We start from the raw sequence: 22,233 nt of genomic DNA, 5'->3' as shown, positions 1-22,233 counted from the left end.
CCAAAGCAAAAGGAAATGGCATGAAACGTAAAATCGGCGTGATCACAAACTCGTTCCGCCTGCCAACGCTGGACTCGATCCGCAAGGCCGCCCAGATCGGCGTCGACGGGTTCCAGATCTATTGCTGCGGCGGCGAGGTCTCGCCCGAGAGCATGGACGCGGCCAAGCGCAAGGAGTTCCGCAAGTTCGTGGCCGACCAGGGCCTGGTCATCAGCGCTCTGTGCGCCGACTATGGGCGCGGGTTCCTCAACGCCGAAACGAACAAAGAGTTCGTCCCCAAGACGATGGCGTGCATGGACCTCGCCGCCGACCTGGGAACGAAGATCATCACCTCGCATATCGGCCGCCTGCCCAAGGACGCCTCAGACCCGACCTACCAGGCGGGCCTGGCGGCGATGCGCCAGATCGAGGCTCACGGCAAGAAGACCGGGATCCTCTTCGCCAGCGAGACCGGTCCCGAGAGCGGCGAGGACCTCCGCGTCTTCCTCGACACCGTCGGCGGCGATTACGTCAAGGCCAACTACGACCCGGCCAACCTGTGCATGTTCGGATTCGACCCCATCAGCGGCGTGGCCGCCCTGGGCAAGAAGTACATCGCCCACACGCACGCCAAGGACGGGCTCAAGGGCGTGCTCAAGGAAGTGCCCCTGGGCGAGGGCGGCGTGGACTTCCCGAAATACCTGGCGGCCCTGGACGCCATCGGCTACGACGGCTTCCTGACGATCGAGCGCGAAGTCGGAGAGAACCCCGCCGCCGATATCATCAAGGCCGTCGAGTTTCTCCGCACAATGTAGATCAGTATAGAGCGGGTGCCATGGCGGCCGTTGTCAAGCCGCCATGTCCCCGACGCATGGCGGCTGAGAAACGGCCGCCATGGCACCCAAGAAACGGAAACACCGATGCCACTGACCCACCGCGAGAATTTTTTGCGCAACGCTTCGATGCAGGGCCACGAGTGGATCCCCATGGGAGTCTATATCTCGGGCAATCTCTGGTACCACATGGGCGAGGAACTGGAGGATCTCTGCCTGCGCCACCCGGTGCTGTGGCCGAACTTCAAGAAGGGCCAGACCCCATTCAAGGAGTACGGCAAGCAAGCGCCTGACCGATACGACATGTGGGGCTGCAAATGGCGCTATGAACTGGGCGGCCTCGACGGGCAGGTCATCGAGCACCCGCTGGCCCGTTGGGACGCCTTCGACGAGTGGAAGAAGACCACGCCCAAGCCGCCGTCGTTCACCGACGACGACCGCAAGCGCATCGCCGAGGCCAAGGCCAAGGGCGACATGACCGGCTACGGGTACGGTCCGCACGGATTCTTCTTCATGCAGCTTTACTACCTGCGCGGGTTCGAGAACTTCATGATGGACGTGGCGACCGAGGAACCACGCCTCGACGAGCTCATCGAGATCCTGGCCTCGTACTGGGAAGCGTCCGGAGCGGGGCACATCGCCGAGGGCGTCGACCTGGTCAGCGCCGCCGACGACCAGGGCACGCAGCGGGCGCACATGCTGGGGCCCAAGTACTTCCGGCGCTACCTGATGCCGACGTACCAGCGGCTGTTCCAACCCGCCCGCAAGAGCGGCGCTCACGTGTACATGCACACCGACGGGTACATCATGGACATCGCCGAGGACCTGCTGGCCTGCGGGCTGAGCATCGTCAACCCGCAGGACCTGGTCAACGGGATAGACAATCTGGCGAAGGTCTTCAAGGGGCGCGTGTGCATCCAGTGCGACATCGACCGCCAGAGCGTGCTGCCCTACGGCTCGCCTGCCGACGTGCATGAGCTGATCAAGGAAGAAGTCATGAAACTCGGCAGCCCCGCCGGCGGGCTGGAGTTCATCGTCGGCCTCTACCACCCCACGCCGATGGCCAACATCGAGGCCCTCTGTACCGCCCTGGAGAAGTACCGCACATACTGGGTCGGGCGATAGCCCAATAAATCCGAAATCCGAAACGACAAATCCGAAACAAAGGAACAAACAACAAAGGCAACAAACGGACACTCTCCCGTTCTTCTTTTGTTTCTTTTTATTTCTGTTTGCTTCTGTTTGCTTTTTGTTTCGGATTTCGTGTTTTCGGATTTCGGATTTGTTTCTGTAACCCCTCCCGCCCTCCCTGCCGATAGGTAATGGATATGGACCTTCTACATCTTACCGACGCCGGGCTCGATCCTGCCGTGCAGTATCTGCTGCGATTGGGCGCCGCTGCGGTCATGGGATCCGTCATCGGGGCTGAGCGCCAGCACCATGGGCGCAGCGCCGGGTTCCGCACGCAATTGCTGGTGGCCTTCGGCTCGGCCCTGGCGATGGTCGTGAGCCTGCACTTCGGCGAGGTGTTCAGATTCCCTACCTCCGACAGCACTCTGCGCATCGATCCGGCCCGCATGGCGTACGGCGTCATGGGCGGCATCGGCTTTCTCGGCGCCGGGGCGATGATCCAGGACCGCATGCACATCCGCGGCATGACCACGGCCGCCAGCCTGTGGTGTACTGCCGCGCTGGGCCTGGCGTGCGGATTCGGCATGTATAGCGTTGCCCTCTACTCGACGTTGCTGGTGCTGTTCGCGCTGCTGGTGCTGGACCGGCTGGAGAAATACATCCCCTCGCGCCGCTCGATGAACGTCAGCGTTACGCTGCCGCTGACGCCGGACAGCCCCATCGCCCGCATCCAGTCCCTGCTCGAATCGCGCCGCGTGAAGGTCAGCTACGTGCAGATCGACCGCGACCACAAGGCCCTTAAGCAGACCGTCCACATGCGGGTATCCATGGCCGCCAGCGCCCGCATCAGCGACCTTCTGGCCATCGAGAGCGAACTGCCCGACATCATCCGCCTGGACGTGAAGTAGCCGCCCGACCGCAACTGAACCCCGCCCCGCCTCCAGCCGATATCCTTATTAGCGCATTCGATCTGCGCCGCTTGTGGGAGCCTTTGCCGATGCTTCGCCACCGAACATTCCTGGCCGCAATCGCCGCCGCTGTCGCCCTGACAGCCGCGCTGCCCCCAGCGACTGCCGACACCGCCGCCGCCCGCGAGGAAGATCCCGACGCCATCGCCGCGGCCCGCCTCAAGGAGTTCGGGCAAGGCTACGTCTCGCACATCGACCGCGACCGCCGCCTGATCTACATCAGCGCCCTGGACAAGCAGAACCTCGACGACACCGTCGCCCTGCTGGCCGACTACACCGACGCCCAGCGAAAGACCCTTTTCAAACAGCCGCTGCTCTGGTACGTCACGGTCATCCTGCCCACCGTCGAGCACTACCGCAAACTCGCCCCCAGGACCACCGCCGTGGGCTTCTACCACCCCGCCAAACGCACGCTGATCAGCATCGACCGCGGCCGCACCCTCCTCCACGAATACACCCACGCCCTGCATCACGCCGACCAGGCCGCCGCCGGGCAGGTCCACCCGATCTGGGTCACCGAAGGGCTGGCGACGCTGTTCGAGGCGGCCGAGATCACGCCCGAGGGTCTCAATCCCGTGGTGGACAACCGCCTGGGCGCCATTCAGCGGGCGATCCACACCGGAAGCTGCCCGCCGCTGAAGTGGCTGCTCGGATGCAACGCCGAACTGTTCATGAAGGACCCCTCGCTGACGTACGCGCAGGCGCGTTATGTGATGTTCTACCTCCATCAGCAAGGCCAACTCGAAGCCTGGTACGCAGCCTTCAAGCAAAGCTTCCCCCGCAACGCCACCGGACAGGCGGCGCTCGAGAGCATCCTCGGGCAGGCGATCGAGGGGCTCGACCTCCGGTGGAAGCAATGGACCGCGAAAGTCGCCGTGCCCGCCGGGTTGCGGCAGGATTACCGCGGGCGGCTGGGTATCCAGATGAACGACGACTCGCGCGGGGTGAAGATCATCTCGATGCTGCCCCAGGGCGCCGCCGCGCAGGCCGGTCGCCTGCGCGTCGGCGACGTGATCACGGCCTACAGCGAAAGACCCGTCCGCAAACCCGCCGAGCTCGCCGCCGCCATCCGCGCCACGGGCGAGCTCAAGACCGTCACCATCCAGATCCTCCGCAACAACGAGCCCCTCACCATCCTCCAACCGCTGGGCACCGCCGGCGGAGCGGGATCGCCCCCGGCTGGGTCAGTTCACTGACCCCGGAATCCCCGAACTCTCAACTCTACTTTCTACAATGAATCGGCACGTACGCCGGCAGCTTCGCCGGGACGAGCTTCACGTCCAGCCGCGCGAATCGCTGGAGTCCGTTTTCTACGCGGATGTCGGGCCAGTCCTCGCCGATCAGCGGGCGGGCGTAACGCACGAAGTCGTCCGTCACGTCCAGGCCGCCGGGGGCCAGCCAGGCGGCCGGAATCTGGCGCGCCCAGTTGGCCACCTTCTCCAGCGGCACCTTGTCATAATAGACGCTGTAGCCTGCGCCGGGCTTGCGCAGGATCGTCGCCATGTAACCGCCGCCTTCGTTCATCGCCACCGAGACCGCGTGGCGGCCGACTTCGTATGCCTCGTCCTGGTCGACGCGCGAGGCGAAGATCGACGTGCTCCGCTGCAGCACCCCCGGCACCTGCCACGTGGCCTGGCCGCGGGCAGCCAGGCCGTGCTCGTTGAGATAGTTCGCCACGACCTGGGCAGCGGTCGTCTTGCTCGCGCCGTACTCGATGTGCCCGAAGGCGTCGCGAGCCTCGCCGATGGCGCCGACGTCAAAGCCCTCGCTGACGACGACGATGCACCGCCCGCTCTGGCGGAGCTGGCGGTTGACGTTCTCGGCAAGTGATTCGAGATTGTGCTTGGCCTCGGCCATGTAGATCTGCAGGGGCATCTCGCGATTGGGATCGGCCAATCGCGCCGCCGCCGGAATGAAGCCGGCCTTTCGCCCCATCGCCTGCAGCACCGACACGCACTCCGAGGGCGCCATGCCGCGGTTCTCTTCGTTGGTGTTCTGGACGATATGAGCCCAGTACCGCGCGGCGCTGCCGTAGCCGGGCGTGTGGTCGATGAGCTTGAACTCGTCGTCGCCCACGTCATTGTCGATGGTCTTGGGAACACCCACGGCTACCAGGTCCAGCCCGCGTTCGTGCCCCAGCTTGGCGACCTTGGCGGCGGTGTCCATCGAGTCGTTGCCGCCGATGTAAAAGAAGTATCCGATATCATGCGCCCGCATGACCTGGACGATGCGTTCGAAATCTTCCTCGGCCCCGGCGCCGAGCTTGTAGCGGCAGGTGCCGATAGCCCCGGCCGCCGGCGTGCGCCGCAGCAGCGCGATTTCCGCGGGATCCTGGGCGTCCATGTCGATAAGCTGTTCGAGCAGGATGCCCTCGACCCCGTGCCAGCCCGCCAGCACGCGCCCAACGCGGGTCGGAAAGTCGCGGCACGCCTCGACCACGCCGGCCAGCGAAGCGTTGATCACCGGCGAAGGCCCGCCCGATTGCGCCACCAGTACGTTAGCTTTCATTCAAAGTTCCTTTTACCGCAGAGATCGCGGAGAGCGCAGAGGGAAGGAGAGGAGGAATGATGGAATGTTGGAAGATTGGAATGATGACCGCAGCCCAAACACTAGGTCCCAATATTCCATCCATCCATTCATCCATTCATCCATTCCCTCCTCTTCCTCTGCGCCCTCTGCGTTCTCTGCGGTTAATGCTTCTTCTTGAAGATTTCCAGAATTTTCTCCCGGTCGATCACGCCGCAGCGGTCGGCCCAGGCTTGCCAGGCCGCCGCCATTTCGCGCACGCGGTCGCCCTGCTCGGCCGCCAGATTGTGCATCTCGGTGCGGTCGGTTTGCATGTCGTAGAGTTCCCACGCGTCGGGCCAGGTGCGGACGAGTTTCCAGCGGCCGTCGCGCATGGCGCCGTTGCCTTCGTGCTCGACGAAGATCGGTTTTCCGCGCGGCGCGTCCGTCTTCAGGATCCTCATAAGGCTGACGCCTTCGCAGGGCAGGATCTCGTGCTCGCCCAGGCGGGCGGGATATTCCGCGCCGCTCACGTCCAGCACTGTGGCCATCACGTCGGGCAGTTGCGCGGGGCTGTGGCGAACAGCGCCCGCGCCGTCGAGCCCGGCTGGCCAATGCACGATAAAGGGCGTGGCGATGCCGCCCTCGTGCGCCCAGTGCTTGTACTTGCGGAACGGCGTGTCGGAGAGGTTCGCCCATCCGACGCCGTAGCTGGCGTAGGTGTCTTCCGGCCCGGGCATCACGTCGGTCATGTTGCCCCACTTGACCGGACGGGCGTCGCGGGTCTTGGCCCGGCCGATGTGTCCGGGCGTCGCCCAGTCGTAATCGCCCTGGATCAGTTCGGCACAGGCGCCGTTGTCGGCCAGGAAGATGATCAGCGTGTTGTCGAGCTGGCCGGTCTCTTCCAGGCTCTTGAGAACGCGCCCGATGCCTTGGTCCATCCGGTCGATCTGGGCGGCGTAGACCTCCATGCGCCGCGTTTCCCAAGCCTTGTCCGGGGCGGCGTCCCAGGGCGGCACGGCAGGGTCGCGCTCGGTCAACTCCCACGAGGGGTCGATGAGACCCATCTCGATCATGCGCTGCCGCCGCCGCTGGCGCAAAGCGTCCCAGCCCTCGTCGAAGCGCCCGGCGTAGCCCTGCACATCCTCCGCCGGAGCGTGCAGCGGCCAATGCGGGGCGGTGTAGGCCACGTACATGAAGAACGGAGCCTCGCCGCCGGCGCGGGCATGATCGGCTACAAACGCCGCGGCGTTGTCGCTGATGGCGTCGGTGTAGTAGAAGTCTGCCGCCTGGGCCTCGTGTTCGATATTGTCGTTCTGGCGCGTCAGCGTGTTGGGGTTGTAGTAGCTGCCCGCCCCGGCCAGCGTGCCGTAGAAGCGGTCGAAGCCGCGTTGGCAGGGCCAGTTAGACTTGTCGTTGAACCAGTCGCCGGCGATGTGCCACTTGCCGCTCATGTAGGTGTTGTAGCCTGCCGGCCGCAGCACTTCGGCGATCGTCGCGCAGCGGCGGTTGAGGTTGCCGGCGTAGCCCTCGGGCAGGAGGTTTTCGACGAGGACCCCGATGCCCGTCTGGTGCGGGTGCAGCCCCGTCAGCAGGCTCGCCCGCGAGGGGCTGCAGCGGGCGGTATTGTAAAACTGCGTCAGGCGCAGCCCCCGCTCGGCCAGGCGGTCGAGATTGGGCGTCCGCACCTCGCCGCCGTAGCAGCCGATGTCGGAATAACCCATGTCGTCGTTGAGGATCAAAACAATGTTCGGTCGGCCCATCTGTCACGTCCTTTTGCCTGGTGCGCTAACAGTAGTGGCCCGCGCCTGCTCGTGCAAGTATTAGCCGCTGAGGTCGCTGAGGACGCTGAGGACGCTGAGGAAACGAGATAATGGAAGATTGCAGTGATGACCGCAACCCAGCCCCAAGCCCAGATCCCGGTCCCAACATTCCATCCATCCATTCATCCATCCATCCACCCATCCCTTCTTCCATCATTCCGTTCTTCCATCCTTCCTTCTTCCTCCGCGTCCTCTGCGACCTCAGCGGCTCTCTGCTACCCCGATGCCCTTGACCATCGACGGCGGGGCTGTGACAATGGGGGCGTGAATGTGATTGGACAGATCGGGCGGCGGACGTACGGCCGCATTGAGGCCTTCGGCGACCTGTGCCGCTTCAGCGGTCGGTCGCTGGGGTGGCTGGTCTCGTCGGCGCTGACGCGGCGCAATCTCAAGCTGCTGATGTACCAGCTTTACAGCGTGGGCGTGCTGAGCATTCCGGTGGTGATGATCACCGGGATGTTCGTCGGGGCGGTGCTGGCGGTGCAGACGGTGCAGCAGTTCAAAGGCATCGGCATGCTCTCGCGCATGGGGACGATCGTGAACCTTTCGGTGCTGCGCGAGCTGGGGCCGGTGCTGGCGGGGGTGCTGCTGGCCGGTCGCGTCGGCGGCGGCATGACGGCGGAGCTTGGCACCATGCGGGTGACCGAGCAGATCGACGCCCTGTGGGCGATGGGCTCGAGCCCCATTCGCGTGCTGGTGGTGCCGCGCGTCATGGCGTGCATCCTGCTGATCCCCATCCTGGTGCTCTACGCCAACGCGATGGGCATCCTGGGCGGCTACATTGTCAGCGTCCAGATCTACGAAGTGAACTCGTCGGACTTCTGGCGATACGCCAGCCAGGCCGTCTACGTCTGGGACATCTTCTACGGTCCCATCAAGAGCGTGTTTTTCGGCGCGGCCATCAGCATCATCGGCTGCTACAAGGGCTTTCGCTGCACCAGCGGCGCCGCCGGCGTCGGGCGGGCCTGCACCGAGAGCTTCGTGGCCAGTTGCGTGGTGATCCTGGCGCTGGACTTCTTCGTCGGCATCGCCCTCAATACCATCTACAACGCGTTCAATCCGATCGAGATCGTGCTCTAAAGAAAGGCCGCGATGGGCAACCCCCTGAAAAACTGGCTCGACCGCCACAAGAACCCGACCAGCTTCTGGCTGCACATGGTGGGCATCCCCGCGTGCTTCGTGGCCGCACCGCTGCTGCTGGTCTGGGAGCAATGGCTGCTTGCGGCCTGCTGCTTCGTCGGCGGTTACGCGCTGCAGTTTATCGGACACCTCGTCGAGGGCAACCGCAGCGGCGAGGAGATGCTCCTGCGCCGCCTGATGGGCAAACCCGCCGACGAATGGAAGACCGGCAAGTAGCATGGGCGTCCCGCCCATGCTCCCGGCAACCTGCATTCAGGGACACGCACAACGGAGTTGTGCGTAGCACCCTCTCGCCTTCGCGCCACACAAGCGTCCTGGCGCGATTCATTGCAAATCCCTGCCGCCAAGCTTAAAGTGTGCCCATTATGGGCCTGCGAATCATTACAGCATCGGATCCGCTCAACGACTCTGCCGTGGCGGAACTGCGCCGCCGCCTGCATGAGGGCGGACTCGTCGCCGGCGCCGCAAACGCTTCGAACATGTCCGACCAGGTGCGGACCATCATCGACCGCGTCCGGCGCGAGGGCGATGAATATGTCGCCACCCACACGCGCGAGATCCACGGCGGCAATCTCCAGGCCGCCGACCTGCGCGTCAGCGCAGAATGCATCAAGGCCGCCCATGACCACTACTGCGCCCATGAGCAACGATTCATGGAGATCGTGCGCCGTGCGGCTGACAATATCCGCGACTATCAGCAGGCCATCCGAATCGCGGATGAACCGTCGCTGCGGCGCGGCGGACGGTGGATGTCAGTGCGATACCTGCCGCTGGACCGCGTCTGCGTGTACGTTCCCGGCGGCAAGGCGATCTATCCCTCAACCGTTCTGATGACCGTCGTGCCGGCGCAAGTCGCCGGCGTGCGCCAGATCGTCATGGTCTCGCCCCCCACGGCCCCTGTGGCACAGGCTTTCCAGCCTGTGCATGCACAGCCTGGAAAGGCTGTGCCACCTGATTGCACGTGCGACATCCACCCGATGGTGCTGGCGCTGGCTGGCGAACTGGGCGTGGCGGAGGTCTACCGCGCCGCCGGCGTGGCGGGCCTCGCCGCGGCAGCCTGGGGCACGCCGACTATCCGGCCCGTCGACAAGATCGTCGGACCAGGCAACGCTTACATCGCCGAGGCCAAGCGGCAGCTCTTCGGGCAAGTCGGCATCGACTCCATCGCCGGGCCCAGCGAAGTGCTGATCGTCGCCGACGAGACAGCCCGCGCCGACTTCGTAGCCGCCGACATGCTCGCACAAGTCGAGCACGATCCGGGCTCAGCCGTCCTGGTCACCACCAGCGCCACCCTGGCAGGACAGGTCGCTGACGAGATCGAGCGGCAATTGCCCACGCTGAAACGTTCACAGGCAATCGGGGCGTATCTGGACGAGTACTGTGCGGCCGTCGTCGTCGAGACCATCGCCTCAGCGTGCGACGTGGCCAACGCCTTCGCTCCCGAGCACCTGCAGATAGTCACAGCCGACGACGATGCAGCCTTGAAGCGCATCCGCCACGCGGGGGCGATTTTCCTGGGCGCATACACGCCGGTGCCGGTGGGCGACTACTACGCCGGTCCGTCACACGTCCTGCCGACGGCCGGCACGGCCCGATTCGCCGGACCGCTAAGCGTGAACGACTTTTTGAAAGCCTCCAGTATGGTGCGATACGACGAAGCGTCGCTCAGTGCCGATGCCGGCGATATCATAGATATCGCGACGAGTGAAGGCTTAACTGCCCATGCGGCGGCCGTTCGCAGGCGAAAAGATCCTAGGTCCTAGATCCTCGATCCTAGGAAGCATGACCGTCGGACCCCGAGGATCGAGGACCTAGGACCTAGGATCTAGGATCTGTTTTATGACCTTCTTCCGCAACAACATCGACGCAATGACCGGCTATGAGCCTGGCGAGCAGCCCGCTGCCGGTGTCAAGGTCATCAAGCTCAATACGAATGAGAACCCGTACCCGCCGTCGCCGGCGGTGGTGCGGGCGGTGCATGCATTCGATCCGGAGCTGCTGCGGCGGTATCCCGACCCGATGGCCCGCGCGGCCTGCAGGGCGGCCGCGGAAGCGCTGGGCGTGCCGGCCGACTGCGTGCTGGCGGGCAACGGCAGCGATGATCTGTTGACCATCGTGTTCCGCGCGTGCCTGGGCGAGGGACGCATCGTCACCTACCCCACGCCGACGTATGTGCTCTATCAGACGCTGGCCAAGATCCAGAACGCCCCGTTCGTCGAGGTGCCCTACCCGGAAGATTACGCCCTGCCCTTCGACGCCCTGCGCGGCGTGCGGGCGGCTGTCACGATCGTCGCCAACCCCAACAGCCCCTCGGGCACGCTGGTGCCGCTGGAGCAGATGGAGAAGCTCGCCGCGGCGGTGGCCGGCGTGCTGGTGATCGATGAAGCCTACGCCGACTTCGCCGAAGGCAACGCCCTGTCGCTGGTGGCCAAGTTCCCCAACGTGGTCGTTCTGCGAACGCTGAGCAAAGGCTATTCGCTGGCTGGCCTGCGTATGGGCTTCGCCTTCGCCCAACCGACGCTGCTCGACGGCCTCAACAAAGTCAAAGACAGCTACAACGTAGATGCCATCGCCTGCGCCGCAGCCGCCGCGGCCATGAAGGACCAGCCCTGGAAGAACGCCAACGCAGAGAAAGTCAAAGCCTCTCGCGCCAAACTCTCAGCCGATCTGGCCGCCATGGGCTTTAAAGTCTGGCCCAGCCAGTCCAATTTCGTCCTGGCCCGCCCGCCACGAGGCAACGCCTCGGAGATCTACCAGGCTCTTAAGGCCGCCGGGATTCTGGTCAGGTATTTCAACCAGCCTCGCCTGGATGACAAGCTGCGTATCAGTATCGGAACGGAAGAGCAGAACGCGGAACTGATTGGGGCAATAAAGAAGATCCTAGATCCTAGATCCTAGATCCCAGGGGCAGGGATACAAGATTGTGCTCTCGGCGCATTACTCCTGTTACGCGGGTATTCATTTTCACAGAGAAACGAACGATTATGGACAAGATTAGAGATTACAAGGACCTGATTGTCTGGCAAAAGGCGATGGAACTTGTCGAAGAAGCTTATAGAGTCAGTATGCAGTTTCCTAAGGAAGAGATGTTTGGGCTGCGAAATCAACTGCGGCGGGCCGCAGTGAGCATTCCCAGCAACATCGCCGAAGGCAACGGCAGAATGACTCGCGATGATTACGTGCGTTTTCTCGCTATGGCCGCAGGGTCCTGCAACGAGGTTGAGACTCAAGCTTTGCTTTCCCTTCGGCTAAGATATACAACAGACAAGGCAATAGCTCGCCTGCTGGGCTTGTGCAAAGATGTGCAGCGGCTGCTGCGAGCTCTGATCAAGAGCCTGACTGCCAGCGGCAATCGAACCATAAAATATCAGCCGGCCGTCAGAGCGAACCCGAGGATCTAGGACCTAGGATCGAGGATCTAGTTCATGCCCAATCGCAAAGCTACAGTCAAACGCAAGACCAACGAAACGAACATCGAGCTGAGCCTCGACCTGGACGGCGCGGGCAAGGTGGCCGCTGGGACGGGCATCGGGTTTCTCGATCACATGCTCGATCATCTCGGCAAGCACAGTCTCACGGACATCACGGTCAAGGCCGACGGCGACCTGCAGGTTGACGATCACCACACGGCCGAGGATGTCGCCATCTGCCTGGGCGAGGCGCTGGCCAAGGCGCTGGGCACCAAGGCGGGAATCCGCCGCTTCGGATGGGCGCGCGTTCCCATGGACGAGTCGCTGGCCGAAGTCGCGATGGATCTGTCCGGGCGTGCGGCCACGGTGTTCCAGGTCGCCTTCACCGGCGACAAGATCGGCACGTTCGACACCCAGCTCGTCGAGGAGTTCCTGCGCCGGATGGCCGCAGCGGCGGGCATCAATCTGCACGTCAGCGTGCCCTACGGCAGCAACGACCATCACATCGCCGAGGCGATCTTCAAGGCCCTGGCCATCGCCCTGCGAGCGGCCAAAGAGCCCGACGCCGCGCGCGGCCGCGAACTGCCCAGCACCAAGGGCAAACTGTAACGGCCGTGTCCGGCCCCGCCAAAAGCCCGCGTTTTTACTGCCCGGACCTGTCGGGCATTTCGGCGGCGCTGCCGGCCGACGAGTCGCATCATGCGCGGCACGTGCTGCGTCTGGGGGCCGGCGATCCGGTCGAACTTTTTGACGGCAAGGGCGTCGTCGCCCACGGGCGCATCGTCACCCTGGGCAAGACTTCCGCCGAGGTGGCCGTGGACGACCTGCAGCGTCACGTGCGCCCCGAGCCCCGGGTCCACGTCGGCTTCGCCGTGCCCAAGGGCAAGCGCCTGGACTGGCTGCTGGAAAAGGTCACTGAACTGGGCGCCGCGTCACTGCAACCGGTCCTGTTCGAGCGCAGCGTCGCCGGCGGCGAGACGCTTTCGGAAAACACGCGCCAGCGGTGGCTGGGCCACTGCATCGCGGCAGCAAAGCAGTGCGGCCTGGAGCACCTGCCGGAGATTCATCAGCCCCTGCCCGCCCTGCAACTGCCGCGAGCGTGGCAGGGATGCCTGAACGTCCTGGGCGAGATCGACCCCGCGGCCCCGTCGCTGCGGGAGGTCATGGGCGCCTGGACCGCCGGGAGGGATATCGGCATCGTCATCGGACCCGAGGGCGATCTGACGGCCGCGGAGAAGGCGGCGCTGGCCGAGGCGGGGTTTTCCCCCGCCCGCCTGGGGCACACGATCATGCGCGTGGAGACAGCCGCGATCGCGCTGCTGGCGGGTACCATCGCTCTCTGTCAGAGCCCTTCGTCACAGTTCAACGCGCCGCAGGCGCAGAGCGTTGGCGATCACTGAAACCGAGCTGAACGTCATGGCCGCCGCCGCGATCATCGGGCTCAGCAGCACGCCCAGGAAGGGGTACAGCACCCCCGCCGCGATGGGAATGCCCACCGCGTTGTAGATCACGGCGAAGAACAGGTTCTGGCGGATGTTCTTCATCGTCGCCTGCGACAGTCGCCGCGCCCTCACGATCCCGCGCAGGTCGCCCTTGACCAGCGTCAGACCGGCGCTGTGGATCGCCACGTCCGTGCCGGTGCCCATGGCAATGCCCACATGGGCCTGCGCCAGGGCGGCGGCGTCATTGATCCCGTCGCCGGCCATCGCCACGACGTGCCCTTCGTCCTGAAGTTGCCCGACGATCTCGTTCTTTCGCTTGGGCAGCACGCCTGCTTCGACGCGGTCGATCCCAAGCTGCCGCCCCACCGCACGGGCGGTGGCCTGCGTGTCGCCGGTAACCATCACCAGGCGCAGGCCCTGCGCATGCAGCATAGTTACGGCCTGGGGCGTGGTCTCCTTGATCGTGTCGGCAAGGCCCAGCAAGCCCTCGATCTGGTTGTCCACCGCCACGTACATCACCGTCTGCCCCTGCTCGGCCAGTTCGTCGGCGGTTCCACCGAAGCGCTCGACATCCAGGCCGCAATCGGCCATCAGCTTGACGTTTCCGATGGCGACGCTGTGTTCTGCGACCCGCCCGCTGACCCCCTTGCCGCCGTAGACGATGAAATCCTCAGCCGCCGGCAGCTCGATGCCCCGCTCGCGGGCGGCCTCGACCACTGCCGCCGCCAGCGGGTGTTCGCTCATCCGCTCCAAGGCCGCAGCCAGTCGCAGCAGTTCGTTGGCGTGCAGGTCGCCCAGCCGCACGACGCTCATGAGCTTAGGTTTGCCTTGGGTGAGCGTGCCGGTCTTGTCGATCACCAGCGTGTCGACGCGCTGGAGCGTCTCCAGAGCGGCGGCATCCTTCACCAGCACGCCGCCATGGGCCCCGCGCCCCACCGCGACCATCACCGACATCGGCGTCGCCAACCCCAACGCACAGGGACAGGCGATGATCAGCACCGCCACGGCCGCCACCAGCGCGTGTACCGCCGCCGGCGCCGGTCCCCAGACCAGCCAGACCAGAAAGGTGATCGCCGCGGCCGCCAGCACCGCCGGCACAAACCACTGCGCCATGCGGTCGGCGACGCGTTGGATGGGCGCACGGCTGCGCTGGGCATGGCGCACCATCTCGACGATCTGCGCCAACAGCGTGCCGGCCCCGACGCGCCGCGCTTCCACCACGAACCCGCCGGTAAGGTTCACCGACGCGCCGATCACCTCGTCGCCGGGCTGCTTCTCGACCGGCATCGACTCGCCGGTGACCATCGACTCGTCGACGCTGCCGCTGCCCTCGATCACCGCCGCGTCGATGGGAATCTTCTCCCCGGGTCGAACGCGGAGACGGTCGCCCACCTGCACCTCGTCCAGTGAAACGTCCCGTTCGCTCCCGTCGGTTTCGATCAGCCGCGCAGTCTTGGGCGCCAGGTCCAGCAGCGAGCGGATCGCCGCCCCCGTGCGCCGCCGCGCCCGCAGCTCGAGCACCTGCCCCAGCAGCACCAGCGTCGTGATGACCGCGGCGGCCTCGAAGTACACCGGCACGGCCCCGTCTTCACGCATGGACGCCGGAAACGCCCCCGGGGCCAGCACGGCAACGAGGCTGTACCCCCACGCCGCCAGCACGCCCAGGCCGATCAGCGTGAACATGTTGAACCGCAGCGACAGGACCGATCGCCAGCCGCGCACCAGCAGCGGCCATCCGCACCACCACACCACCGGCGTGGCCAGCGCCATCTCGACCCACCCTCGCGCCCGGCCGGAGATGCCCAGCGCGACGACCATGTGCCCCATCGCCGCCACCAGCAGCGGCGCCGACAGTGCCGCGGCGATCCAGAACCGCCGCGTCATGTCGCGAAGCTCGGAGGTATCCTCTTCCGCAGCCGCCGCGGGCATCATCGGCTCGAGGCTCATACCGCACACCGGGCATGAACCCGGTTTCATCTGCCGCACCTCCGGATGCATCGGACAGGTATAGACCGCCTGCTCTTGGGCTGGCGGTTCGCCCTTCGCCTGCCGCCCGCCGGTATACGCCGACGGATTGCGGTCAAACCGTTCCGCGCAGCTTTTGCTGCAGAAGTAGAACGTCTGTCCGTCGCGTTCGACTGTAGCGGCCGCGTCGTCAGGATCGACGTCCATCCCGCAGACGGGATCCTTCTCCAAAGTAGAAGATGCCTTGCCCCCTCGGTTCATGAACGAATTGTAGCGGGGACAGCGGCGTGATTGGATGATTGGATGATTGGGTAGATGAATGAGTGGGTGGCATGGCGACACGTTGTTGTTTTGTGCGGGTCGCCACGGGACCAAGACCCACCGCTAACGAGGGCGCAACAAGGTCAACGTTGCGGCGATGGCGCCCATCGTCAGCAGCACGCCTGGCGACCACAGGGGGTGGGGCAGAATGGAGGTACCGCGGGCGGTTGCGACCGACCAGGCGGCGGTGAGGGGGCCAAGGTTCCACAGCCATTCGACAGAGCCGCCGCCGTACGTCCAGAACTCCAGACCCAGGTAGTACAGCGCCGGCAGGCCCAGCGACAGGAGCATCAGCGCCAGCAGCGTCCAGGCGGCGGCGGTGGCATTCTTGGCCATCAGCGCCGCAGCCGCTATTGCCAGCGGGGCCAGGCACAGCAGGAAGATGATCAGGCGCAGCACGTCAAGCCAGGTCGCGTCGCTGAGCCAGGCGGCGGCCACATAGAACGGGGCAGCCACAACTAGCTGCACCGCCAGCGCCGCCAGTGCCGCCAGAACAAAGCTGACTCCCGAGCGCCCGGAGCGCATCAGCACCAGCGGCCACATCAGCACCAGCCACAGCGCCTGCGCGACGGCCAGGACGTGAAGCGTCGGCAGCGGTCCGGCGGAGGCTTCCAGGGGGATATACAGCCATCGCGGCCACAAACCCACCGCCAGGCCCGCCAGGAGCACGAGCAGATACAGCAGCGTCGCGGGGGTCCAGGCAGCCGCGGCGGGGCTCGGGCTGTCAGTTGGGGCTGGCATGGAGTCGATCGTATCGCACGTCTAACCAGTCTTTCGTGCTGCCAAGCTGCCCGCCGTGTATGCGGACGAACTGGTCAAGCTGGGCGAGCTTTCGCTCGGGAGGCACGAGGTAGTCGCCCTCGTATCGGGGGAACTGGCCAAAGCGGATATCGGTCGCCTTGCCCCTGCCCACCTGCGCCCACATGCGCAGGCGAGGTCCCGAGGGGCTGCTGCCGCCGTGGTTGCGCAAGTCGACCACGGTGATCTGCGGCGCGTACGGGCGGTTCTCGACCAGCTCGACCAGCCGCAGACCGTCGGCGAGGTCCTGCCCGAGCCACTTCTGCCCTATCGCCGGGGCGGGCATCTTGCAGCCGTAGATCGTGATGTAATGAATCGGCTTGGGCTCGACGTGCGGCGGCACATCGCTGAGTCCGATGTAGGACTCCACCTGCATTTTGCCGTTAGGCATCGGCCGCGAGACAACGTACCGCGGCACCTGCTGTGGCGGCAGGCGCGTGCCGTCCGCCGAGACAAAGGCGTAATCCCGCTCCATCTGCACGCGGGCTTTGGGCTGATGGTACGTTGCGACCACTTCGATCTGGCAGGTCTTTGCGTCGGTCGGGGGGCGGGCGACAACGTGACTGATCGTGCGCACCCAGGGATTTCTCTTCGCCCGGTGATAGATGATGTCGGCCAGTTCGGAGTTGGCCCAGCCCATATCGTACTTCCGGCGCCGTGCGTTGTTAGAAAGCACGGCGTACGCTTCGTCGACTTCGATCAGCTTGCGCGCGGCGTCGGAGCTCTTGTTGACTTTCGGGTCCAGCAAACGAGCCAGCTTCTGGTAAGCGGCCTCGATCTGTTCCCTCGTGGCCCCCCGCGGCACACTCAGTTCTGAATAGTAATCGGGCAACAACTGCGACGAAATCTGGTCGGCCAGGAGGCGAGGCATCCACTGCGGTTTGTCGGCCAGGGCGATCTGCCCCTCCTGCGTCCGCACAACATCCTGCCGCTGCACGTGCTCTTCTAATAGGCGCATGCCCGCCGCCATAGCAGCGGCCGACACGACCCCGCAGACCGCGTAGAACACGACCCGGCCGGTGACGCTCATCTGCCGCGGCGGTCGCGGCGGCCGGGGCGGCTTGGCAATCTTGGGTTTTTCTTTTCGTTTCATGGCCGGTGTTCCTCAGCGCTGCATGGCCAGGGCCACGATTTTTTCGACAAGCTGGTCGAACGACATCCCGATCCGCCGCGCCGCCATGGGCACCAGCGAGTGGCTGGTGAACCCGGGGATGGTGTTGACCTCCATGACCTGCGGCACGGCGTCGGTCCCGAGCATGAAGTCGACGCGCGACAGGTCGCGGCAGCCCAGAGCGGCGTGGGCGGCCAGTGCCCACTGCTGCATCTTTTCGGCTGTTGCGGGCGGAATGTCTGAGTCAAAAACGTATTGCGTTTTGGCCTCGTCGGAGTACTTGGAGCGGTAGTCGTAGAACTCGCCGTCGGGAATGATCTCGAGCACCGGCAGGGCCTGCTCGCCCAGCACGCCGACGGTGAACTCGCGCCCCGCGACGTAGCGTTCGAGCATGACGCGGCCGTTCTTGTCCAGCAGGGCGGCCATCGCGTCGTCCCGCTGGGCGGGCGTGCGGGCGATGATCACGTCGACGCTCGATCCGCCGCCGACGGGCTTGACCACCACCGGCGGGGGCAGTTCGGTCAGCCACTTCTGCACCTTGGCCGGGTCGTGGAAGTCCTCGATGACCATCCAGGCCGGCGTGGCCAGGCCCGCGCGGAGGAAGGCCTGCTTGGAGGCGGCCTTGTCCATCGCCAGGCGGCTGGCGTGGGGACCGGAAAAGGTGTACCGCAGGCCTCGCTGCTCGCAGAGGGTCTGGACCTGTCCGTCCTCGCCGAACTCGCCGTGCAGAACGTTGAAAACCAGGTCTATGCCTTTTCGATCGAGGGCGGAAGTGTCGCGCAGACTGATGTCGGCGCGGGTCACGCGATGGCCCAGGCGCTCCAGCGCGTCGGCCACGGCGGCGCCGCTGAGCAGTGAGACCTCGCGCTCCGGCGAAGGCCCACCCAACAGAACGGTTATGTCCAGCGCATCCATGCGTTGTCCCTGCTATCCCTAATGCCCCGGGTGCCATGGCGGCCGTTCCTCAGCCGCCATGTCCCTGAACGATCCACCAGCATGGCGGCGGAACAACGGCCGCCATGGCACCCAGCGTCACTCGCCCAACCTCACCAGACGTCGATTTCCAGCTCCAGGTACACCTCGTGCTGCTTGTACACCGTCTCGCGAATGATGTTGATCAGCTTGAGGATGTCCGAGGCCGTGGTGCCCTGGTCGGCCAGAATGAAGTTGGCGTGCTTGGGCGAAACGTACGCTCCGCCCACGCGCTTGTTCTTGAGTCCCGAGCGGTCGATCAGGGCCCCGGCCGAGAGCCCGCGCGGATTCTTGAAAATGCACCCGGCGTTGCGCTTGGCCAGCGGCTGAGAGTTCTTCTTGTACATCCAGATCTGCTTGACCTGCTTGAGAATGCGGTGCGGGTCGTCCTCGACGAGGCGAAACTCGGCCGAAAGAATGAACTTGGCGGTGATGTTCGTCGAGCGGTAGGCAAAGGCCAGGTCGCCGCGGTAGCGGGTGAAGACCTCGCCCTCGGCCGTCATCACATCGACCGAGTCGATCACGTTGCCGATGTCGCCGAAGGTTCCGCCGGCGTTCATCTTCACGCTGCCGCCGATGCTTCCGGGAATTCCCGTCAGGCACTCCAGGCCCGACAGGCCGCCGCGCACGCAGCGCAGCACCAGCTTGCCCAGGTCGGCCCCGGCGCCGGCGCGCAGCCCGTTGTCGGTAACCGAGACTTCCTGGAACGCCTTGTGCAGATGAATGACGGCGCCCTTGACGCCGGCATCGTCGATGAGCACGTTGGCCCCGCTGCCCAGGACGTACATGGGCACTTCGTTCTCGCGGCAGCGGCGCACCACCTCCGCCAGCTCCTCGACGTTGCGAGGGAGCACGAAGTACATGGCCGGGCCGCCGATATTCAGCCACGTGTGCCCGGCCAGCGGTTCATCAACCCTGACGATTTCTTCCAAACCTGCGAACAATTTCATCGGCCACTTCCCAGATGTTGCCGGCGCCCATGGTCACCACCAGGTCGCCGCTGTGCAACTGTAGAGCGAGTTGCTCGACAATCTGATCGAACGCCTCAATATATCGAGCCGACCCGCCGTGCAGGCGGATCTGCGACACCAGATCCTCGGATGAAATGTAATCTTTTTCAAGGTCGCTGTCGCGAACAAAGTAAATGTCCGGAACGATCACTTCATCGGCCGAACTGAACGAGCGGGCGAAGTCCTTAAGCAGAAACCGCGTGCGGCTGTGCTGGTGCGGCTGGAAGATGCACACTAGGCGCTGCGGGCGGTAGTGCTCGCGGATGGCCCGCAGCGTCACGGCGATCTCGGTGGGATGGTGCGCGTAGTCGTCCAGCACCGTCACGCCGCCGGCGTCGCCCTTGAACGTCATCCGCCGCCGCGCGCCGGTGAACCCCGCCAACAGCGCCGCCATCCGGTCGGCCGGAACGCCCGCGTGGTGCAGCAGCGCCACGGCCGCCAGCGTGTTGTACGCGTTGTGCAGGCCCGGCAGCGGCACGGTGATGCGGCAGTACGGTTGACCGCCATGCTGCACGTCCATCGAGACGATGCCCTGCTGCGCGCTGGCGTTGACGCCCCGCCAGGTGCATGAGCTGGTCAGGCCGAAGGTCTCGACGGCGCAGCGTGCGCGGGAGACCGCCGAAGCGGCGTTGCGGTCTTCGCCGTTGACCACCAGCACCCCGCCCGGGGTCACCAGGTCGCCGAAGGCGCGGAACGCCTCGATGATCGCCGACAGGTCGCGATAGCAGTCGAGGTGGTCTTCCTCGACGTTGAGGATCGCCGCGTACCGCGGGCGAAGGTCCAGAAAGTTGCGGTCGAACTCGCACGCCTCGGCCACAAAATGCGGACCGCTTCCCACGCCGCTGGGCCCGCCGAGCTGATCGACCATGGCGCCGACGACAAAGCTGGGATCCAGCCCTGCCGTCTTGAGCGCGTACGCCACCATCGCCGTGGTGGTGCTCTTGCCATGCGTTCCGGCGATGGCGATACCCTGCCGCTGGGCCATCAACCGCCCGAGCATCGCGCTGTAACGCACGACCTCCAGCCCCCGCTGCCGTGCGGCAACCAACTCGGGGTTCTCGTTGTGGATCGCCGCCGAGTAGGCGACAAGTTCGCAATCGGCGGGAATATTGCCCCCGCGCTGTCCCACGTGTACCGTCGCGCCCTGGCGGGCCAGGCGGTCGAGCAACTCCGAGGCCCCCGAGTCCGACCCGCTCACCCGCGCCCCCTGCGCCAGCAGCACCCCGGCGATGGCGCCCATCCCGCACCCGCCCATGCCGATCAGGTGAACGCTCTTGCCGACGAAACTCTCAGCGGCGGGTTGGTTATTCGTTTGCGTCATAAAGACAACATCCATCCATCGGTGGCACAGGCTTTCCAGCCTGTGTCTTCGCTGCATGGCAACAGCAACCTTGTCACAGCCTGGAAAGGCTGTGCCACCAGTGAAGCTCAGACAATTCCTACTGTTCTTATCGCCCGGGGCGTCGACTTTTCTTTAGCCATGCAATCGACTCTGCCGTCCCCGGAGGCACCCAAGGGTGCCGTGGCGGGAGGGCGCAGCCCGACAGCCACGATCCCCTGTTCTTGGCGCGCGTCCGTCGTGGCTGTCCGCCCCTTCGGGGCTCCCCGCCACGGCACCCAATTGCCACGCGCGGGCGAGACGTCCGCGACACGTTCTACGACCGCACCAACCACTGCGCCACGGCGGCCGCCGCGTGGGGCTTGGCCACTTGAGCGGCGGCGCGGCGCATCTCGTCAAGTTTCGCCGCGTCGGCCATCAACGGCAGCAGGCAGCGGCGCAGGTTTGCGGCATTGGCGGCGGCGTCTTTGTCGTCGGGACAGATCACCGCCCCGCCGCATCGCACCATCGCGGCAGCGTTGGCGGCCTGGTGAGCGTCTCGATGATACGGGTAGGGCATGAAGACCGCCGGCACTGACGCCGCAGCCAGTTCCGCCACTGTCGAGGCGCCCGCGCGGCACAGGGCCAAATCGGCGGCCGCATACGCCAGGTCCACGCGCTGGCAATATGCCACGCGCCGCACCGGCGGCGTCGTCCCCTGCCGCTTGCGGCTTGGCTGTTCCTCCTGGGCGGCTGAACCGGTCACATGCAGCACCTGCCATTGATCGTCGAGCGCCGCGATGTCGTCCAGAATCGCTTCCACCGCCGCGTTGATGTTGCTGGCGCCCAGGCTGCCTCCCAGCACCAGCAGCGTCTTGCGGGCCGCAGCCAAATCAAAGTGCCCCACCGCCTCCTGCCGCGACGCGCCGGCGACGCGGCGGATCGGGCAACCGACCGCCTGCACCTTGGGGCGCAGCGCCGCCGCGAACGAACCGGTCGTCTCTTCGAACTGCGTGAAGATAATCTCGGCGCGCCGCGCCAGCGCGCGGTTGGCGCGACCGGGGACGCCATCGGGGTTGAGCATCGCGCAGCGAACGCCTTTTCTGGCCGCGGCTACCACCAGCGGAGCGGCCGCGAAACCGCCCAGCCCGAGGACGGCGGCGGGTTTGAGGTCGTCCAGGAGCCGCCGGGCCAAGCGGCCGCTGCGCCACCAGGCCCGCAGGAACGGCAGCACCTGCAGGGGGCAGTTGGGCAGCGGCAGCACCGGCTGGGGGACGATGGCGTGAGGGAGGGCGTCGAGGATTCGCCGGTCGATATCGCGGTTGGAGCACGCGAAGACGATCTTGGCGCCGCTGTCGAGGCGCAACAGTTCATCGGCCACTGCCAGGCCGGGATATATGTGCCCGCCAGTCCCGCCGCCGGCGAAGATGTACATCCTGCTGCTCATCGAGCAGGATTGTACCAGAATTGGCGCAGGAGGGGAAAAGTCGCGGCGGAGGCACTTAAT

Annotated in this window: 21 protein-coding genes; 11 read left to right on the top strand and 10 right to left on the bottom strand. The window is 65.4% G+C overall.

Translation table 11 applies throughout. From position 1 onward, the window contains the following. Nucleotides 1–20 precede the first annotated feature (20 nt). From ABFD92_15095 to ABFD92_15080, 4 genes are all read left to right on the top strand, one after another. Nucleotides 21–794: a sugar phosphate isomerase/epimerase family protein gene (locus tag ABFD92_15095; protein MEN6505865.1), complete on the top strand. Its 774-nt coding sequence runs from the start codon at nucleotides 21–23 to the stop codon at nucleotides 792–794. 105 nt (nucleotides 795–899) lie between these two features. Continuing rightward, on the top strand, nucleotides 900–1,937 hold the full coding sequence (locus ABFD92_15090; protein ID MEN6505864.1) for a uroporphyrinogen decarboxylase family protein: 1,038 nt from the start codon (nucleotides 900–902) through the stop codon (nucleotides 1,935–1,937). Between the two features lie 203 nt (nucleotides 1,938–2,140). Next, complete coding sequence (locus ABFD92_15085; protein ID MEN6505863.1) at nucleotides 2,141–2,851, top strand: MgtC/SapB family protein; 711 nt, start codon at nucleotides 2,141–2,143, stop codon at nucleotides 2,849–2,851. 89 nt (nucleotides 2,852–2,940) lie between these two features. Next, a complete protein-coding gene (locus ABFD92_15080; GenBank protein MEN6505862.1) occupies nucleotides 2,941–4,107 on the top strand; it encodes a PDZ domain-containing protein in 1,167 nt (388 codons plus the stop codon). Between the two features lie 25 nt (nucleotides 4,108–4,132). On the opposite strand, the gene ABFD92_15075 is transcribed toward ABFD92_15080, so the two are convergent. The 3 genes from ABFD92_15075 to ABFD92_15065 are packed head-to-tail and all read right to left on the bottom strand — an operon-like array spanning nucleotide 4,133 to nucleotide 7,179. Continuing rightward, the gene (locus ABFD92_15075) at nucleotides 4,133–5,419 is read right to left on the bottom strand and encodes a diphosphate--fructose-6-phosphate 1-phosphotransferase (protein MEN6505861.1); all 1,287 of its coding nucleotides are present in this window, start codon (nucleotides 5,417–5,419) and stop codon (nucleotides 4,133–4,135) included. After that, nucleotides 5,409–5,555: a hypothetical protein gene (locus ABFD92_15070; protein ID MEN6505860.1), complete on the bottom strand. Its 147-nt coding sequence runs from the start codon at nucleotides 5,553–5,555 to the stop codon at nucleotides 5,409–5,411. The genes ABFD92_15075 and ABFD92_15070 overlap by 11 nt, the downstream gene beginning before the upstream one ends. A gap of 46 nt (nucleotides 5,556–5,601) precedes the next feature. Then, on the bottom strand, nucleotides 5,602–7,179 hold the full coding sequence (locus ABFD92_15065; protein MEN6505859.1) for an arylsulfatase: 1,578 nt from the start codon (nucleotides 7,177–7,179) through the stop codon (nucleotides 5,602–5,604). Nucleotides 7,180–7,509: 330 nt separating this feature from the next. Between ABFD92_15065 and ABFD92_15060 the strand changes: the two genes are divergently transcribed. From ABFD92_15060 to ABFD92_15030, 7 genes are all read left to right on the top strand, one after another. After that, nucleotides 7,510–8,319: an ABC transporter permease gene (locus ABFD92_15060; GenBank protein MEN6505858.1), complete on the top strand. Its 810-nt coding sequence runs from the start codon at nucleotides 7,510–7,512 to the stop codon at nucleotides 8,317–8,319. Nucleotides 8,320–8,331: 12 nt separating this feature from the next. Beyond that, nucleotides 8,332–8,595 (top strand): Mpo1-like protein, encoded by a 264-nt coding sequence (locus tag ABFD92_15055; protein MEN6505857.1) that lies wholly within the window; start codon nucleotides 8,332–8,334, stop codon nucleotides 8,593–8,595. A gap of 149 nt (nucleotides 8,596–8,744) precedes the next feature. Next, nucleotides 8,745–10,142 carry a histidinol dehydrogenase gene (gene hisD, locus ABFD92_15050; GenBank protein ID MEN6505856.1) on the top strand — a complete coding sequence of 466 codons (1,398 nt, stop codon included), beginning with the start codon at nucleotides 8,745–8,747 and terminating at the stop codon, nucleotides 10,140–10,142. A gap of 76 nt (nucleotides 10,143–10,218) precedes the next feature. Then, the gene (gene hisC / locus ABFD92_15045) at nucleotides 10,219–11,277 is read left to right on the top strand and encodes a histidinol-phosphate transaminase (GenBank protein ID MEN6505855.1); all 1,059 of its coding nucleotides are present in this window, start codon (nucleotides 10,219–10,221) and stop codon (nucleotides 11,275–11,277) included. A gap of 86 nt (nucleotides 11,278–11,363) precedes the next feature. After that, nucleotides 11,364–11,780, top strand: coding sequence for a four helix bundle protein (locus ABFD92_15040; GenBank protein MEN6505854.1), 417 nt, complete (start codon nucleotides 11,364–11,366; stop codon nucleotides 11,778–11,780). 24 nt (nucleotides 11,781–11,804) lie between these two features. Next, a complete protein-coding gene (hisB, locus tag ABFD92_15035; GenBank protein MEN6505853.1) occupies nucleotides 11,805–12,398 on the top strand; it encodes an imidazoleglycerol-phosphate dehydratase HisB in 594 nt (197 codons plus the stop codon). 5 nt (nucleotides 12,399–12,403) lie between these two features. Then, nucleotides 12,404–13,189, top strand: coding sequence for an RsmE family RNA methyltransferase (locus ABFD92_15030; protein MEN6505852.1), 786 nt, complete (start codon nucleotides 12,404–12,406; stop codon nucleotides 13,187–13,189). Here ABFD92_15030 and ABFD92_15025 read toward each other — a convergent pair. The 7 genes from ABFD92_15025 to ABFD92_14995 all read right to left on the bottom strand — a co-directional run bounded on the left by ABFD92_15025 (nucleotide 13,145) and on the right by ABFD92_14995 (nucleotide 22,173). Continuing rightward, the gene (locus tag ABFD92_15025; GenBank protein ID MEN6505851.1) at nucleotides 13,145–15,457 is read right to left on the bottom strand and encodes a heavy metal translocating P-type ATPase; all 2,313 of its coding nucleotides are present in this window, start codon (nucleotides 15,455–15,457) and stop codon (nucleotides 13,145–13,147) included. The two genes, ABFD92_15030 and ABFD92_15025, sit on opposite strands and share 45 nt — an antisense overlap. A 123-nt stretch (nucleotides 15,458–15,580) precedes the next feature. After that, entirely contained in the window at nucleotides 15,581–16,258 is a 678-nt protein-coding gene (locus ABFD92_15020; GenBank protein ID MEN6505850.1) for a hypothetical protein, read from the bottom strand. Continuing rightward, nucleotides 16,242–17,408, bottom strand: coding sequence for a DnaJ domain-containing protein (locus tag ABFD92_15015; protein MEN6505849.1), 1,167 nt, complete (start codon nucleotides 17,406–17,408; stop codon nucleotides 16,242–16,244). Before ABFD92_15015 ends, ABFD92_15020 begins: the two co-directional genes overlap by 17 nt. Before the next feature lie 12 nt (nucleotides 17,409–17,420). Then, the gene (locus ABFD92_15010; GenBank protein ID MEN6505848.1) at nucleotides 17,421–18,341 is read right to left on the bottom strand and encodes a D-alanine--D-alanine ligase; all 921 of its coding nucleotides are present in this window, start codon (nucleotides 18,339–18,341) and stop codon (nucleotides 17,421–17,423) included. A gap of 131 nt (nucleotides 18,342–18,472) precedes the next feature. After that, nucleotides 18,473–19,348, bottom strand: a complete 876-nt coding sequence (gene murB / locus ABFD92_15005; GenBank protein MEN6505847.1) for a UDP-N-acetylmuramate dehydrogenase — start codon at nucleotides 19,346–19,348, stop codon at nucleotides 18,473–18,475. After that, the gene (gene murC, locus ABFD92_15000; protein ID MEN6505846.1) at nucleotides 19,308–20,729 is read right to left on the bottom strand and encodes a UDP-N-acetylmuramate--L-alanine ligase; all 1,422 of its coding nucleotides are present in this window, start codon (nucleotides 20,727–20,729) and stop codon (nucleotides 19,308–19,310) included. Before murC ends, murB begins: the two co-directional genes overlap by 41 nt. A 334-nt stretch (nucleotides 20,730–21,063) precedes the next feature. Next, nucleotides 21,064–22,173 carry a UDP-N-acetylglucosamine--N-acetylmuramyl-(pentapeptide) pyrophosphoryl-undecaprenol N-acetylglucosamine transferase gene (locus ABFD92_14995; GenBank protein MEN6505845.1) on the bottom strand — a complete coding sequence of 370 codons (1,110 nt, stop codon included), beginning with the start codon at nucleotides 22,171–22,173 and terminating at the stop codon, nucleotides 21,064–21,066. Nucleotides 22,174–22,233: the final 60 nt, after the last annotated feature.

The organism is Planctomycetaceae bacterium (genome assembly GCA_039680605.1).
Lineage (GTDB): Bacteria > Planctomycetota > Phycisphaerae > SM23-33 > SM23-33 > JAJFUU01.
The sequence above is the reverse complement of the archived record's forward strand: the minus strand, read 5'-3'. Positions and strand labels throughout refer to the sequence as shown.